This is a genomic window from Immundisolibacter cernigliae, from assembly GCF_001697225.1.
GTDB classification, from domain to species: Bacteria; Pseudomonadota; Gammaproteobacteria; order Immundisolibacterales; family Immundisolibacteraceae; genus Immundisolibacter; species Immundisolibacter cernigliae.
The window spans coordinates 450,143-464,037 of the sequence record NZ_CP014671.1 but is presented as its reverse complement, the minus strand read 5'-3'; the positions used below and the strand labels follow the sequence as shown (position 1 = coordinate 464,037).

Annotated in this window: 15 protein-coding genes; 6 read left to right on the top strand and 9 right to left on the bottom strand. The window is 66.7% G+C overall.

Going from position 1 to position 13,895, the window contains the following annotated elements; genetic code table 11:
• Nucleotides 1–30: 30 nt before the first annotated feature.
• From glnE to PG2T_RS02205, 4 genes are all read right to left on the bottom strand, one after another.
• On the bottom strand, nt 31–2,844 hold the full coding sequence (glnE, locus tag PG2T_RS02220; RefSeq protein ID WP_068802626.1) for a bifunctional [glutamate--ammonia ligase]-adenylyl-L-tyrosine phosphorylase/[glutamate--ammonia-ligase] adenylyltransferase: 2,814 nt from the start codon (nt 2,842–2,844) through the stop codon (nt 31–33).
• A 146-nt stretch (nt 2,845–2,990) separates the two neighbouring features.
• Nucleotides 2,991–3,548, bottom strand: a complete 558-nt coding sequence (locus tag PG2T_RS02215; protein ID WP_068802625.1) for a glycine zipper 2TM domain-containing protein — start codon at nt 3,546–3,548, stop codon at nt 2,991–2,993.
• 189 nt (nt 3,549–3,737) lie between these two features.
• The gene (locus PG2T_RS02210; RefSeq protein ID WP_068802624.1) at nt 3,738–3,983 is read right to left on the bottom strand and encodes a DUF1244 domain-containing protein; all 246 of its coding nucleotides are present in this window, start codon (nt 3,981–3,983) and stop codon (nt 3,738–3,740) included.
• 81 nt (nt 3,984–4,064) lie between these two features.
• Nucleotides 4,065–4,334, bottom strand: a complete 270-nt coding sequence (locus PG2T_RS02205) for an RNA recognition motif domain-containing protein (RefSeq protein WP_068802623.1) — start codon at nt 4,332–4,334, stop codon at nt 4,065–4,067.
• A gap of 349 nt (nt 4,335–4,683) precedes the next feature.
• Between PG2T_RS02205 and PG2T_RS02200 the strand changes: the two genes are divergently transcribed.
• The 3 genes from PG2T_RS02200 to PG2T_RS02190 all read left to right on the top strand — a co-directional run bounded on the left by PG2T_RS02200 (nt 4,684) and on the right by PG2T_RS02190 (nt 8,182).
• Nucleotides 4,684–5,943 (top strand): Rieske 2Fe-2S domain-containing protein, encoded by a 1,260-nt coding sequence (locus PG2T_RS02200; protein ID WP_083214705.1) that lies wholly within the window; start codon nt 4,684–4,686, stop codon nt 5,941–5,943.
• A gap of 296 nt (nt 5,944–6,239) precedes the next feature.
• Nucleotides 6,240–6,761, top strand: a complete 522-nt coding sequence (locus tag PG2T_RS02195; RefSeq protein WP_068802622.1) for a hypothetical protein — start codon at nt 6,240–6,242, stop codon at nt 6,759–6,761.
• A 122-nt stretch (nt 6,762–6,883) separates the two neighbouring features.
• On the top strand, nt 6,884–8,182 hold the full coding sequence (locus tag PG2T_RS02190; protein WP_068802621.1) for an MFS transporter: 1,299 nt from the start codon (nt 6,884–6,886) through the stop codon (nt 8,180–8,182).
• Between the two features lie 43 nt (nt 8,183–8,225).
• Here the strand turns inward: PG2T_RS02190 and PG2T_RS02185 are convergent, their stop codons facing one another.
• Nucleotides 8,226–8,681 carry a universal stress protein gene (locus tag PG2T_RS02185; protein ID WP_068802620.1) on the bottom strand — a complete coding sequence of 152 codons (456 nt, stop codon included), beginning with the start codon at nt 8,679–8,681 and terminating at the stop codon, nt 8,226–8,228.
• Between the two features lie 159 nt (nt 8,682–8,840).
• Between PG2T_RS02185 and PG2T_RS02180 the strand changes: the two genes are divergently transcribed.
• Together PG2T_RS02180 and PG2T_RS02175 are read left to right on the top strand one after the other, a co-directional pair.
• Nucleotides 8,841–9,149 carry an HU family DNA-binding protein gene (locus tag PG2T_RS02180; RefSeq protein ID WP_068802619.1) on the top strand — a complete coding sequence of 103 codons (309 nt, stop codon included), beginning with the start codon at nt 8,841–8,843 and terminating at the stop codon, nt 9,147–9,149.
• 35 nt (nt 9,150–9,184) lie between these two features.
• Complete coding sequence (locus PG2T_RS02175; protein ID WP_068802618.1) at nt 9,185–10,012, top strand: alpha/beta fold hydrolase; 828 nt, start codon at nt 9,185–9,187, stop codon at nt 10,010–10,012.
• Between the two features lie 73 nt (nt 10,013–10,085).
• On the opposite strand, the gene tadA is transcribed toward PG2T_RS02175, so the two are convergent.
• From tadA to PG2T_RS02155, 4 genes are all read right to left on the bottom strand, one after another.
• Entirely contained in the window at nt 10,086–10,574 is a 489-nt protein-coding gene (gene tadA / locus PG2T_RS02170) for a tRNA adenosine(34) deaminase TadA (protein ID WP_068802617.1), read from the bottom strand.
• On the bottom strand, nt 10,549–10,887 hold the full coding sequence (locus PG2T_RS02165; protein ID WP_068802616.1) for a hypothetical protein: 339 nt from the start codon (nt 10,885–10,887) through the stop codon (nt 10,549–10,551). Before PG2T_RS02165 ends, tadA begins: the two co-directional genes overlap by 26 nt.
• Before the next feature lie 186 nt (nt 10,888–11,073).
• Nucleotides 11,074–11,625 carry an aromatic-ring-hydroxylating dioxygenase subunit beta gene (locus PG2T_RS02160; protein WP_068802615.1) on the bottom strand — a complete coding sequence of 184 codons (552 nt, stop codon included), beginning with the start codon at nt 11,623–11,625 and terminating at the stop codon, nt 11,074–11,076.
• A 1-nt stretch (nt 11,626) separates the two neighbouring features.
• A complete protein-coding gene (locus tag PG2T_RS02155; protein WP_068802614.1) occupies nt 11,627–12,949 on the bottom strand; it encodes an aromatic ring-hydroxylating oxygenase subunit alpha in 1,323 nt (440 codons plus the stop codon).
• A gap of 208 nt (nt 12,950–13,157) precedes the next feature.
• Between PG2T_RS02155 and PG2T_RS02150 the strand changes: the two genes are divergently transcribed.
• Complete coding sequence (locus tag PG2T_RS02150) at nt 13,158–13,880, top strand: NAD(P)H-binding protein (protein WP_068802613.1); 723 nt, start codon at nt 13,158–13,160, stop codon at nt 13,878–13,880.
• Nucleotides 13,881–13,895 lie beyond the last annotated feature (15 nt).

Genomic DNA, 13,895 nt, shown 5'->3' with positions numbered 1-13,895 from the left:
GCTAGCGCCCCCTAAGACGGGGGGGCGGGCTCAGGCGCCGAACATCTGCTCCCAGGCGTCGCGGACGGTTTGCGTCAGCGGCGCCGCGCGCTCGGTCTCGATGACGCCGCCGGCGCCGCTGAGTGTCTGCTGGCGCTCGATTGCGCACAGTTCGACAAAGGCCGCGGCCAAAGCCTGGCCGACGCCCGCTTCGAGCAGCTGCAAGCTTTCGGCCAGAGCCAGGATTTGCGCGCTGCCGCGCGGCACGGCCAGTTGCGGATGCGCGTGGCTGTGTGCCAGCACCAGGTACTGGGCGATGAATTCGACATCGACCCGGCCGCCGGGGCTCAGCTTCAGGTCGAAGCCGTCCTTTGGCAGCGGCTTTTCCTGGCGGATGCGCGCCCGCATGTCGGCGATTTCCCCGAGCAGCTTGGCCGGATCGCGCGGCTGGCACAGCACGCGCTGGCGCACGGCCTCGAAGGCGGCACCAAGGTCTGTGTCGCCGGCCACCGGGCGGGCGCGCACCAGTGCCTGATGCTCCCAGGTCCAGGCCTCCGACAGCTGATAGGCCTCGAAGCCGCCCAGCGTGGTGACCAGCGGTCCGGCGTTACCGGACGGGCGCAGGCGAACGTCGATCTCGTACAGCCGCCCGGCCGGGGTGCGCGTGGTCAGGATGTGCGTCAGGCGCTGCACCACACGGGCAAACCAGGTCTCGTTGGCGAGCGGCGCCGGACCGTCGCTGTTGCCGCCGGCACCGTCGTGCAGGAACACCAGGTCGAGGTCGGATTCGTAGCCGAGCTCAGCGCTGCCCAGGCGCCCGTAGCCGATCACCAGCAGCGGTGCTTCGCGGCCGGGGTCGGTCGCGTCACGCGGGCGGCCGTGGCGGTGTTCCAGCTGCGCGCGGGCCAGCAGCAAAGCGCGGCGCAGTAGCACTTCGGCCAGTTCGGTCAGTGCCTGCGGGGGCTCGGCCGGGTCCAGCAGGCCGCCAATCTCGGCGGCCGCCACGTGCAGCGCGGCGGCGTGGCGATGCTCGCGCAGGGCGTTCATGGCGGTTTCAAGATCGTCCGCGGCCACGCCCGACAGCACCTGATCGAGGGCCAGTTCTATGTCCGGCGCATGTTGCGGCTGGTAAAGGGTGCGCGCATCGAGCAGCTCGTCGAGTACCACCGGGTGGGTGGTGATCCAGTCGGTGATCCAGGCGCTGGCGCCCATCAGGCGGGCCAGGTGTTCCTGCGCCGCCGGGTGCTCGACCAGCATGGCCAGGTACACCGAGCGCGTGGCCACCGCCTCCAGCAGCGTGCACAGGCGCCCGAGCGTCAGCTCCGGATGGGTTGTGCCGCCGGCGGCACGCAGCAATCCCGGCAGCAGGGCGGTCAGGCGCTGGCGTGCGGTGGGGGAGGCCACGCGGCAGGCACGCCCATCGCGCAGCGCGGTCAGATGGGCGAGGGCCTGCGCCGGGTCGGTGTAGCCGAGTGCTGCCAGTTCCGCCTCGGCGCCGGGCTGGTCCAGCCGATCCGGCCACAGCGGCTGCGCGGGTGGGGCATCCTGCGAATCGCCCAGCAAGGACTGGAAATGGCGATGTACCCGGTCCCGCCAGGCGTCCAGTGCGGCGCCACAGCTTTCCCAATCGGGGTAACCCATGGCCAGCGCCAGGCGCGCGCGGTCCAGCGGATCGGTCGGCACCTGATGGGTCTGCCGGTCCTGCCACATCTGCAGGCGGTTCTCGATGCGGCGCAGGAAGGTATAGGCATCCAGCAATTCATCGACCGCCGACTGCGGCAACTGGCCGCGCTCGCCGAGCAGGCGCAGCACCCGGCGGATGCCGCGGCAGCGCAGGTCCGGCTCCCGTCCGCCGCGGATCAGCTGATGCACCTGGCCGATGAACTCGACCTCGCGAATGCCGCCGGCACCCAGCTTGACGTGATCGTCCAGTCGCTCACGACGTACCTGGTCGACGATCAGTGCCTTCATGGCGCGCAGCGCGTCGATGGCACCGAAGTCCAGATAGCGGCGAAACACGAACGGCCGCAGCAGTGCCAGCAGCCGTTCGCCCGCGGCCACATCGCCGGCTACCGGGCGCGCCTTGATCAGGGCGTAGCGTTCCCAGTCGCGGCCGTGGTTCTGGTAGTAGTCCTCCATGGCGTCGAAGGACACCGCCAGCGGCCCGCTGGTGCCGAACGGGCGCAGACGCACGTCCACGCGAAACACGCGCCCGTTGGCATCGGCCTCGTCCAGCACGCCGATCAGGCGGCGCGCCAGGCGCAGGAAGAACTCTTCGTTGTCCAGGGCGCGCGGTCCATCACAGACTCCGGCGCGCTCGAAGGCGAACATCAGATCGACGTCGGACGAGAAATTGAGCTCGTTGCCGCCCAGCTTGCCCATGCCCAGCACCACCAGTTCGACCGGCTGGCCCTGCGCGTCGCGCGGCTGGCCGAGCTGCTCCACCTGCCAGCGGTGCAGATACGCCAGAGCAACGTCGATGCAGGCATCGGCCAGCGTCGACAGTGCCGTGAGCGTCTCGTCCAGATCAGCCCAGCCGGCCAGGTCGCGCCAGGCGATGCGCAGCATCTCGCGCTGGCGCAGTCCTCGCAGCGCCTGGCGCAGGTCTGCCTCATCCTTCAGGTCAGCCAGGGTGGTTCGGATCCGGGCATTCAGGGTCGGTGCGTCTTCGGCCGCCTGCAGACGGCCGCTGTCGATCAGCCCGGCCAGGATCTGTGGCTGCGCCAGACACAGGTCGGCGACGAAGTCGCTGGTCGCCAGCACACGCGGCGCCGCCTGCAGCCATTCCGATTGCGCGCTGCTTGCGGCCAGCGCCGGGTGCTGCAGCAGCTCGGCAAGCACCTGCTGCGTTGACTCATGCAGCAACGGCGGTAGCTCGGCGGGTGTCACGGCGCGAGGATCAGGTTGGTCAGTCACAGGCAGAGACTCGGCGGGTCCGGTGACGGTCGGGCAGCGCCGCGCCGACTCGCATCGCAGGTCGAGGCATCGCGGCGCGAGCGGGCGGCGCGTGATTACATCGGAACGGCCTGACCGTTGACCATGCGGACCTTCTGGCCCACGGTCAGGCCCGGCGCCTGCGCGTACGGAACCGTGGTGGTCGTGCCGTTGTCCAGTTGCACCGTGACTTCCCAGCGGGTTTCGGTATTGCGGCGCTTCTCGACCTCGTGCCCGGCCAGGCCACCACCGACCACGCCGGCCACGGTCGCGATTTTCTTGCCGCTGCCGCCGCCGATCTGGTTGCCGAGCAGCCCGCCGGCCACCGCGCCGACGGCAGCACCGACGCCGCTGGCGTCCCCCTTGACCTGGTAGCTGCGCACATCGGTGACCGTGCCGCAGTCGGCACATATCTGCGGCGCGGCAGCCGCCTGAGCCGCAGGCGCCGGTTCGGCCGGCGCGGCGGGCGTCCGAGTGACGGGTGCAGGCGCCGATTCGACGGCTTGCGCCGGCGCTGCGGCGGTGCTTTCAGCCGGCGTTTCGGCGGCGCTGTCCTTCTCGTCGCGACAAGCTCCCAGTGTCAGCGGCAGGATCAGCGCAAGGCCGGCGATTCGCGCACGACGGGCGTTGTTCATTGAGTTTCTCCGAGGTGAAAGGTTGATGCATGTGCGAGCGCAGGCAGTGCCAAGGGAAACGCTGAAATATTCAGCGTTTCCCGAGCGGGGCCTGCTTCTGCCGTCCCGCGGCGGTCGGTAATGTACTACCCGGCATCGATGGACCCGGGCGCAGCCGCCAGCAGCGCCTGCGACGACCTCAGCCGGCGGCTATTTCTGATGGAGTCGTTTCCAGTCTTCATACGGCATTCCGTACACCGCCTCGCGGGCCTGCGGCTCGCTGAGCGTCTGACTGTGTTCGGCGGCCGCGGCGCGGTACCACTTGGCCAGGCAATTGCGACAGAAACCAGCCAGGTTCATGAGGTCGATGTTCTGGACTTCGGTATGTTGCTGCAGGTGCTCGAGCAGTCGGCGGAAAGCTGCCGCTTCGATTTGGGTTTGCAGGTCTGTATCCATGGTGCGCACTCCGGTTCATCAGAAACACAAAAACCCCGCGGCGCTCGCACGCCGCGGGGTCCGCTGATCGCGTCGGCTGGTTCAGCGCGGACGGCGCGGTGGGCGTGGGGCCCGCTCCTGCGCTTCGTTGATGCGCAAGGCGCGCCCGCCAAAATCGGCGCCATTGAGATGTTGGATGGCCACGGCTGCCGCGGCGGGATCCATCTCGACGAAGCCGAAACCCCGCGGACGGCCGGTTTCGCGGTCGTTGATCAGTTTCACCGAGTGGACGGTACCGTGCTGCTCGAACAGCGCGCGCAGCTCGTCTTCCGATGCGGAGAAGGGCAGGTTGCCAACGTAGATCGAAGTCATGGTCGAAAATCGCTTCCGGATAACGGGGCGGATGCGGTTCAGTGCGCCGACATTCTGCCCCGGGGTCATCGAAAACCGCTGTCCGTCGGCGCTTTCCGAAGTCTCGGAAAAACGAAAATCAGCCGTCGGGCGGCGTGTGCCTGGGTCCGCAGCGGCGGACGGATCAGGCCAATTTCCCGCGAGGAAACAAGCACAAACGTCCGACAATCACGAACGCGCGGAAGCGTACGACAATTCCATGCACCTTACACACGGGTGCAGCGAAATATTTCCGGGTATCGTTATGCGCCATATCTGGGCGCATGCTTCGGCGCCCACGCACAGCAAACACGCACCAGGAGGAGTTCGCATGAACGCACCGCTATCCGTCGACACACCCCTGCGCTGGCCGGCGGCCGGCGAGACGCGCGCCCCGTACCGCGTGTACGAGGACCAGGTCCTCTACGCCCAGGAGCAGGAGCGAATTTTCCGCGGCCCGGTGTGGAGCTTTCTGGGTCTGGCCGCCGAGGTGCCGGCCGCGGGTGACTACAAGGCCACCTTCGTTGGCGACACGCCCGTCGTGCTGACGCGGGATTCCGCCGGCGCGCTGCACTGCTGGGTCAACCGCTGCGCGCATCGTGGCGCGCTGGTGTGTCGTGAACTGCGCGGCAATGTGGGCGCAAACGGCACGCATACCTGTGTCTATCACCAGTGGGCTTACGACGCCGCTGGCAAGCTCGTCGGCGTGCCCTTCCGCAAGGGCCTGGGCGGCAAGGGCGGTTATCCGGCCGATTTCGACATGGCCGGGCACGGCCTGCAGCAACTGCGGGTGGATACGGTCGGCGAGATGATCTTCGGTACCTTCGACAGCGCCACGCTACCGCTGCGCGAGTACCTGGGCGCTGAGCATTGCGCCAACATCGAGCGCCTGTTCGGGCGACCGATTACGGTGCTCGGTCACGCCCGCCAGTACTTCAGCGGCAACTGGAAGCTGTACGCCGAGAATTCGCGCGACAGCTACCACGGCGGTCTGTTGCACCTGTTCTACCCGACCTTCGGCATCTACCGGCAGGGCCAGCGCGGTTGGGTGCACCTGTCCGACAACAAGCTGCACCAGCTGCTGCAGGTGTGCAAACCGGCCGACGACCAGAGCATCGAGCACTATCAGCAGGCCAGCGCGCGCAAGGCCGAATCGGACGCCCAGCTGGAAGCCCCGGAAATTTTGCGCTGGATACCGGAACTGGGCGGCGAGATTTCGCTGACCATCCACTCGATGTTCCCGAACGTCGTCTTGCAGCAGATTTCGAACACGCTGGCCGTGCGGCAGATTCAGACCAAGGGCCTGGAAGGAACGGAGCTGGTGTGGACCTTCTACGGCTTTGCCGACGACAGCCCGGCACTGACCGCGCATCGCCTGAAGCAGCACAACATGGTCGGCCCGGCCGGGTTCATCTCCATGGAAGACGGCGAGGCGGTCAACATCTGCCAGCAGGGCATCGCCGGCAGCCTGGATGCCACCTCGGTCATCGAATGCGGCGGCAGCAGCACCGACAGCATGGAAGTGATGGGCGTGGACGAGAACGGCGTGCGCGCGTTCTGGGCCGGGTATCGGCGGCTGATGGGGCTGTAAGGGAAGCGCCGAACAAACCCGTTCCGGATGTCTTGGCGCCTGCAGCGGCAAAAACCGGGTAGGAGCGCAGCTGCGCTGCGCGATGATTGTCCGTGGAAGCCGGGCTCCTGCAAGGGATGGTCGTCCTGTGGGAGCGCAGCTGCGCTGCGCGATGATCGCCCGGCGAAGCCGGGCTCCTACAAGAGGAAACGCATCGCCATCGATCGCCCGGCACAGCCGGGCTCCTACAGTTTGCCGATGGCTCACGGAATCCGCAGAACACAGCCACGCCGAATCCAGCCAACAGGGAGCCTTGCATGCAGCGACTGGCTGTTCCGTTCACGCTCTGCAGCGTGTGGTTGATGATCGTGTGGGCAAGCGGAAAATTCTGGCTCGATACGGTCTGTGCGCCGTGCCTGGGCCTGTTCTCCTTCGAGCTTGCCGTGAAGGCGCACGACGTGCTTAGCGTCACCACGGGCCGGATCAATGCCGTGCTGCTGGTCGGGGTGCCCTTGTTTGTCTACATGCTGGTGCTGATCCCGTATCGGGTCCTGATGTCCGGCGAGGCATGGTCCGATGCCATTTATCGATGGAGTCGCCCGTTCTTCTGGCTGGCGCTGATCGGGTTCTGGGTTTGGTTGGGTGAAATCGTGTGCTCGATGCTGGCCGTCACGCTGCCGGACGGCTTTGGCGCGTACGTCCAGGGCTACCGGCTCAACCTGTCAGGCACCGCGCCGGGACTGCAGCAGATAACGCTGGTTGGCCAATTCGGTGCCTTCCTGGGTCTGCTGCTCGGCGTGTACCTGTTTCTGACACGGGGCCTCGCGCTGCGCCAGTAGCGCCCGGACGTCGGCCATGCACCGGCACGGCTGGCCCGATGTGCCGGGTATCATGCGCCCGCGTCGCCGAACAGTGATTTGGCGCCAGCATTCATAACGACAAGCAAGACCGGGGAGGAATCATGGCCGGGTCAGACCAGGCATTCGCCGACGACGTGCGGCGGCAGATCAGCGTGCGGCTCATTCCGCTGTTGATCGTGATCTACATCATGGCCCACCTGGATCGGGTCAACGTCAGCTTTGCGGCGCTGACCATGAACCAGGACCTGAATTTCTCGGATGCCGTCTACGGCCTGGGCGCCGGCCTGTTTTTCTTCGGTTACTTCCTGTTCGAGGTGCCCGCCAATCTGCTGCTGGAGCGCATCGGCGCACGCCGGCTGATCAGCAGCATCATGCTGATCTGGGGCACGGTATCGGCACTCATGGCCTGCGTCGCAACACCGACGCAGTTCTACGTGATGCGGTTCATTCTGGGCGTGGCCGAGGCGGGTCTGTACCCGGGCATCATCCTGTACCTGACCTACTGGTTCCGCGCGAACGACCGGGCCACTGCGATCGGCCAGTTCGCATTGGCACTGGCGGTGGCGGGCTTGCTGGGCAGCCCCCTGTCGGGCGCCATCATGGATGGCATGGGCGGCGTGCTCGGACTGGCGGGTTGGCAATGGCTGTTCATCGTCGAGGGCATCCCGACGGTGCTGCTGGGACTGGTCGTACTCACGGTGCTGCCGGATGGCCCGGCGCAGGCGCGCTGGCTGACGGCCGCCCAGCGCAGCTGGCTGCAGAACGCACTGGCCACCGAGCGGGCCGCGGCCGCGCCGGTGGCCCACGGCACCTTGCGCAAGATATTTCACCCCACCGTGCTGCTGCTGGCTTTGGCGTACTTCCTGTTCCTGGGCTCCTTCACGGGCGTGATCTTCTGGAGCCCGAAGCTGGTGCATGCGCTCGATCCGAGCCTCAGCGCCACAGCGGTCGGCTGGGTAGTCGGCGCACCGTATCTGTTGTTCGGGGCGGCGCTGGTTCTGTGGGGGCGGCACTCGGACCGCACCGGCGAGCGCTACTGGCATGTGTCCGTCGGTGCGCTGACGGCCGCTGCCGGCTATCTGCTGATGGCCTTTGCCGACAGCGTCTGGCAGGTATCCGTTGGCATGCTGGTGGCGCTGCTGGGCGCCGGCGCGGCGTTCAGTTGCTTCTGGGGTCTGGTGACGGCCGCGATACCGCCCGCCATGGCCGCGGTCGGCATCGCCGTGGTCAATTCCTTCGGCGCGCTGGGTGCATTCATTACGGTGGCGGCGCTGGGCCGGCTGCTGGAAGCCACCCACAGCTACCGACCCGGCGTGTTGTTGTTCAGCGTTGCCGCGGTACTGGCAGCTGTCGCGGTGCAGGTAGTGCCGCGACCAGGCCGCGGGGCTGCCGGTGCCTGAGCCGGCGGCCCGCTCGCGCCCGGTCGCCTGAAGCGGTGCGCTGTCAGCTCTTCGCGACGTGATGGCGCACCGTCAGCACCGGGCACGGCGCGTCGCGCACCACCCGTTCGGCGGTGCTGCCCAGCAGAAAGTGTTTGAGGCCCGAAAACCCGTGCGTGCCGATGACGATCAGATCCGCCTGTTCGTCCTTGGCCGTGGTGATGATTTCGGCATCCGCCACGCCGCTGCGTACCAGGCTGCGGGTGGCCGGATAGTCGCCCAGGTGCTGCAGGCGCAGTTTTTCGAGCTCGCCCAGGGCGCGCTCGGCGAGGTCGGCGTCGAGGTTGATCACCACGCCCAGCTCGGCCGGGTAGGCCACCGGCTCGATCACGTACAGCAGTATCAGCTCGGCCTTGCTGGGCTCGGCAAAGCGACGCGCGTACTGCAGGGCCTGCAGCGACGGATCCGAGAAATCGAGCGGCACCAGCACCTTGTGGACGCTCAGCGAGTCAGTGGGCATGACGGCAACTCCCGGTCGGCGGTTAAGATGGCAGGCATGGTAGCAAGCCGTTTCGCCGCGGCGCACGTCGACGCTTGATTACAATCCACAAGCGCTTGAATCGGCATTAGAATTTCGCCCGCTGCCGGCCATCCGTCCAACAATCAAGAGCCATACCGCGTGGTCCGTTCCCAACTCATCGAACTGCTGGCCCAGGAATTCGAAGGCCTGTCCACGAAAGACCTGGAACTGGCGGTCAAGCTGCTGCAGGGGCAGATGATCGACACTCTGGGTCACGGCGGGCGCATCGAAATTCGCGGCTTTGGCAGCTTCAGCCTGCATTACCGCCGTCCCAAGTTGGCGCGTAACCCGAAAACGGGCGAGTCCGTGCCGCTGGGCGAGCGCCACGTGGTGCATTTCAAGCCCGGCAAGGACCTGCGCCAGCTGGTCGACAACGGCATGCCGCTGGTAGACAACGACCCCGATTGAACCCCCGTTCCTGTCACATCCCGAGGAGAAAGCCGATGGACTATCAATACAACAAGGTCGCCAACTATGCCGACATGGGCAACGGTAACCGCCTTCACTACCACGACATAGGCAAGGGCGAGCCGGTCATTTTCCTGCATGGTGGCGGCCAGGGCGCCGGCGGCTGGACCAACTGGCAGCACAACCTGCAGGTGTTCGCCGACGCCGGCTACCGGGCCATTGCACCGGACGCCTTCGGCTACGGCCTGTCGTCCAAGCCCAGTGACGGCAATTTCGATTTCGAAACCCTGATGGACTGCCTGATCAAGCTGTTCGATCACCTGAACCTGGACAAGGTGACCCTGGTCGGAAACTCGATGGGCGGCGCCATGTCCATCCGCTTCTCGCAGGACTTCCCGCAGCGGGTCAAGAAGCTGGTGGTGATGGGTCCGGGCGGTATCGGGCCGATGGAGCGGTATCTGGCCATGCCGGCCATCCAGATGCTCAAGGCGCTTGGTCAGGAGGAGGGCGGCTTCAGCAAGGACAAGCTGCGCCGCTTCCTGGAATTCATGGCCTACTCTAAGGACGACGTCACCGACCAGCTGGTGAACGAGCGCTACGAGGTGGCTGTTACCCAGCCGCCGCGGGTGTTCCAGACGCTGTCCATCGGTGACCTGCGCCCGCGCCTGAATATCCTGAAGAACCTGCCGACCATGGTGCTGTGGGGCCGCGACGACCGCGCCTGTCCGGTCGAGTCCGGCATGGAAATCATGAAGGAGTGCGACAACGCGCGCTTCATCGTGTTCTCGCAGTGCGGCCATTGGGTGCAGTACGAGAAGGCCAAGCTGTTCAACAAGCTGTGCCTGGATTTTCTGAAGGAGTGATCCCCGGCCGCACCGCCGGCTATTGACCCGGGATTTTTATAGATCGGGTCAATAGCCGGGCGGGTGCGCGTTCTCAACCCGCACGACGCCGGCGAAAAAAATCGCTCAGCAGCGCGCCGCAGTGCTCGCCCAGCACGCCCTCGGTCACCGCCGTGCGGTGATTCAGGCGCGCCTCGCCGAGTACCTGAAACACCGATCCTGCCGCCCCGGCGCGCGGATCGCGGGCTCCGAACACCACCCGCTGCACGCGCGCCTGCACGATCGCCCCGGCGCACATGGCGCACGGCTCGAGCGTCACATACAGCGTGCTGCCGGGCAGGCGATAGTTGGCCGCACGGGTGGCCGCCGCGCGCAGGGCCACGATTTCGGCATGGGCGGTCGGGTCGCAGGCGCCGATCGGCCGGTTGAAGCCCTCCCCGAGCATCGCCTCGCCGGCCACCAGCACCGCACCGACCGGCACCTCGCCCTGCGCCTGCGCGGCGAGCGCCAGTTCGATCGCGCGCGCCATCCACTGCCGGTCGCGCTCGGCAGCGTCCTCAGTGGGGACTTTCGTAGAAGACATACGGCGTCGAGTAGTCGCTGATCTCGAAATACACCTTTTTCTCGGCCGGATCGCGCTGGCCGTTGAGGTTCTCGTCCAGCACGCCGTAGCCGAAGCGGTACGGGTGCACCCGATCGTCCTTGGTGCCGGACGCGGTAGTCAGCTTGTCGATGGCGAGAAAGCGTTTCACCAACTGCCCGCCCGAGTAAACCTCCAGCACGCCGTTGGTGCCGGTCCAGTTCTGCACGGCGCGGCCGATTTCGTTCTGGGTTTCCTGCGTGCAGGCGACAAGACCCAGGGCGAGCACGACCGGCGCCAAAAGCCGCGATGCCATTGCCGGACTCCTGAAAAAAAACGCCGATCTGGCGCAGGTGCGAAGTATGCCGGCAGACGGTGCGCGCAACAGCGCCGCCGAGGCCGGCAGTCAGGCTGTGGAATATGGGGAGTCGAGTCGTCCCCCACAAGAAGGCGATGCCGTTGTCGGCCGCCAGGGGATCGGCGGCCGACAACGGCCCGGACGCTACAGGAAGAAATACAGGTTCTTGTCCAGCACCACGCGCTGGTCGACCAGGATGGTGCGGCCGGCCAGCTTCCACTGACCGTCCACCTTGCGCAGGCGGCACTGCTTGGTGCCCCAGACCACGGTCTCGTCGCGCTGGCGGCGGTTGCGGTAGACGATGAAGTTCGACCAGGCGTCGACTTCGCCGTCCACGTCGGCCCAGGCCGCATCGATGTTGCTGATGAAGCGGCGGATGTAGTTTTGCGGGTCCTCCATCCACACCAGGCCCGTCTCCAGGCGCCGGATGCGCATGTCGAGCATGCCGTAGTTGTCGTTGAAGACGAACGCGCCGGGGTTGCTGCCGATCGGCTGCTTGTTGGCGCGCATGCGAATTTCGCGCACCGGCAGCACGTAGTGGATGTCCTCGGTCAGCTGCGTCTGCCACCACTCGCGAAAGCGCTCCTCATCCAGCATGCGCGCTTCGCGGATCAGGAAACGCTCGACCTCGAACAGCGTGTCGCGGTCCACGTAGCGTGGGTTGGCCGGGGTTTTGATCTGGGTCGGTGCATTCATGTCAGGCCACCTCGCGGTTGGGGGCGGAGCGCGGTTCGCGGGCGACTTCTTCCCAGCTGCGGCCGCTCATCAGCTCGGCCCAGCGGCGGTAGAAACCGCGGTTGGAGGTCTCGCACACGATGCCCTTGCCGATGATGCCGGGCAGCTCCGGGTGGCGGCCTTCACGCACCTGGCCCATGCCCGAGTACAGCTTGCCGCGGCGCGTCACCCAGCCCCGATTGCTGCCGGTGCACTGCTCCATGTTCTCGCCGTCGTCGGTTTCCAGCATGCCGGCAGTGCCGAAGGTCATCATGTTGGTGGCGACCATCATCTGCTTCAGCTCAGCCGGCATGTCCTTCTCGACCAGGGTCCAGGTCCACACCTCGATGTTGTGCGGGCCCATCGGCAGCCACAGCTTCCAGGTGTTGGTGCCGTACAGGAACGAGCAGTTCGGGAAGATGCTGGCGTCCCAGTGACCGTTGTAAAAGCGCGAGCGCCATTCGCCGAGCCGCTCGCGGATGATCGGTGTGCGCTTGGCCAGCCAGTCGCGAAAGGCCCCCCCCTCCGGATGGATGGCAGCCGCGGCATCCCAGATGACGCCGAAGCCATGCCCGCCACGGGTCGCGACCTGCAGGCCGGTGTTGACGTCGTAGGCCTGGTTGCCGGCCAGCGGCGACAGCGGGGACTCGATGGCCTTCAGCGCCGCGGCGTGTGCCCAGCCGACGTGGTAACCGTCGGCGATGAAGTTCTCGACCGGCACCTTCCAGTTGCAGTTCAGGATCGACTTCATCGGCGGACCGAGCAGCTCGATGCCGCCCGGCACGTCAAGGAAGGTGTCCATGTACCAGGCCATGTCGCCCAGGTAGTCGCGCAGCGACGGCGCCCTGGCGTCGAAGGTGCCGAACACCAGGCCCTTGTAGCTCTCCACCTTGGCCACCGGGTGCATGGCGTAGCGCGGGCGCTCGATGGCGTCGTAATAGGCGTCGTGCTCCAGCGGTACGGTGGCCAGCGCGCCATCCAGGCCAAAGGCCCAGCCGTGGTAGGCGCAGGTGAAGGCCTTGGCGTTGCCGGTGTCGGCGTGGCAGACCACGTTGCCGCGGTGCGGACAGGAGTTGATGAAGGCCTTGATGGTGCCATCCGGCTGGCGGGCGACGATGACGTTGTCCTCGCCCATGCGGGTGGTCAGGAAGTCGCCGGCGTTCGGAATCTGCCCCTCGTGGGCCAGGAACTGCCAGGCGCGGGCGAAGATCTGCTCCAGCTCCTGCTCGTAGATGTCCTGATCCCAGTAGATGCGGCGGTCCTGCACCGCGCCGTCTTCCAGGATCAACTTGCTGACGTCTTTCACGCGAAACCCTCCTTCCTTGGTGTGGGGATGTCGCCCGGCACGGTCCGGGCAGGGCGACGGCACGTAGGCACTGCCAGGTGCGTACGCCGCGCATATTGGAAGCGCGCGCCCGCGGCCTCTTGACCGGTATCAAGGCCGCCGCGTTGCGCTGGCCAGCGCCGGGGCGGCGGTTAGAATCGGCGACACTCACACGAACGGGGGAGCGGACATGAACGACACGATTGCCGTGATCGGCGCCACGCGCGGCACGGGACTGGCCGCCATGCGCCAGTTGATCGACGCCGGCCGGCCGGCCACCGCCGTGGTGCGCAGCGTGGAGAAAGCGCGCGGCCTGTTCGGTGACAAGGCGACGCTGGTGTATGGCGACGTCACGCGCCCGGAGACCCTGGCGCAGGCCATCGATCCGGACTGGGCCGGCATCGTGTTCACGGTCGACATCACCGGTGGTATTGCCGGCCGGGGCATGTTCGCCAGCCGCGAGAAGATCCGCGCCGTGATGTACGGCGGCCTGGTCAACACCGTGGAAGCCTGCAAGCAGCGCGGCTTCAAGGGCCGGCTGGTGCTGCTGTCGACGATTGGTTTGTCCATCCCGTCCACCGGCATGAAAATTCTGAACTGGGTCAAGCCGGGCCTGCGCGACCACTCGATCGACAAGGCCGAGTACCTGAAAAAAAGCGGCCTGGACTGGACCGTCGTGCGCGCCGGCATCCTGAACGACAAACCCGGCGGTGCCCACGCGCTGACCATCACGGGGGAGGACCGGCCACTGGAGATGCGCTACCAGATTGCCCGCGCCGATCTGGCGCGCGTGATGCTGGCCTGCGTCACCGATCCGGCCATCAGTAAGCGCGAGTTCAGCGTGTTCTGGGGCGAGGCCGGCCACGACAGCGACGCCGAGCTCGCCGCCAAACTGGCCGCGCTGGCCGGCTAGATTCTGGAGCGCGCG

Bases quoted from the DNA above. Each gene is read 5' to 3' on its own strand.
- PG2T_RS02190 (WP_068802621.1), top strand. From the start codon at position 6,884: ATGGCCGGGTCAGACCAGGCATTCGCCGACGACGTGCGGCGGCAGATC.
- PG2T_RS02195 (WP_068802622.1), top strand. From the start codon at position 6,240: ATGCAGCGACTGGCTGTTCCGTTCACGCTCTGCAGCGTGTGGTTGATG.
- PG2T_RS02215 (WP_068802625.1), bottom strand. From the start codon at position 3,548: ATGAACAACGCCCGTCGTGCGCGAATCGCCGGCCTTGCGCTGATCCTG.
- PG2T_RS02205 (WP_068802623.1), bottom strand. From the start codon at position 4,334: ATGACTTCGATCTACGTTGGCAACCTGCCCTTCTCCGCATCGGAAGAC.
- PG2T_RS02160 (WP_068802615.1), bottom strand. From the start codon at position 11,625: ATGAATGCACCGACCCAGATCAAAACCCCGGCCAACCCACGCTACGTG.
- PG2T_RS02150 (WP_068802613.1), top strand. From the start codon at position 13,158: ATGAACGACACGATTGCCGTGATCGGCGCCACGCGCGGCACGGGACTG.
- tadA (WP_068802617.1), bottom strand. From the start codon at position 10,574: ATGTCTTCTACGAAAGTCCCCACTGAGGACGCTGCCGAGCGCGACCGG.
- PG2T_RS02200 (WP_083214705.1), top strand. From the start codon at position 4,684: ATGAACGCACCGCTATCCGTCGACACACCCCTGCGCTGGCCGGCGGCC.
- PG2T_RS02210 (WP_068802624.1), bottom strand. From the start codon at position 3,983: ATGGATACAGACCTGCAAACCCAAATCGAAGCGGCAGCTTTCCGCCGA.
- PG2T_RS02185 (WP_068802620.1), bottom strand. From the start codon at position 8,681: ATGCCCACTGACTCGCTGAGCGTCCACAAGGTGCTGGTGCCGCTCGAT.
- PG2T_RS02165 (WP_068802616.1), bottom strand. From the start codon at position 10,887: ATGGCATCGCGGCTTTTGGCGCCGGTCGTGCTCGCCCTGGGTCTTGTC.
- PG2T_RS02175 (WP_068802618.1), top strand. From the start codon at position 9,185: ATGGACTATCAATACAACAAGGTCGCCAACTATGCCGACATGGGCAAC.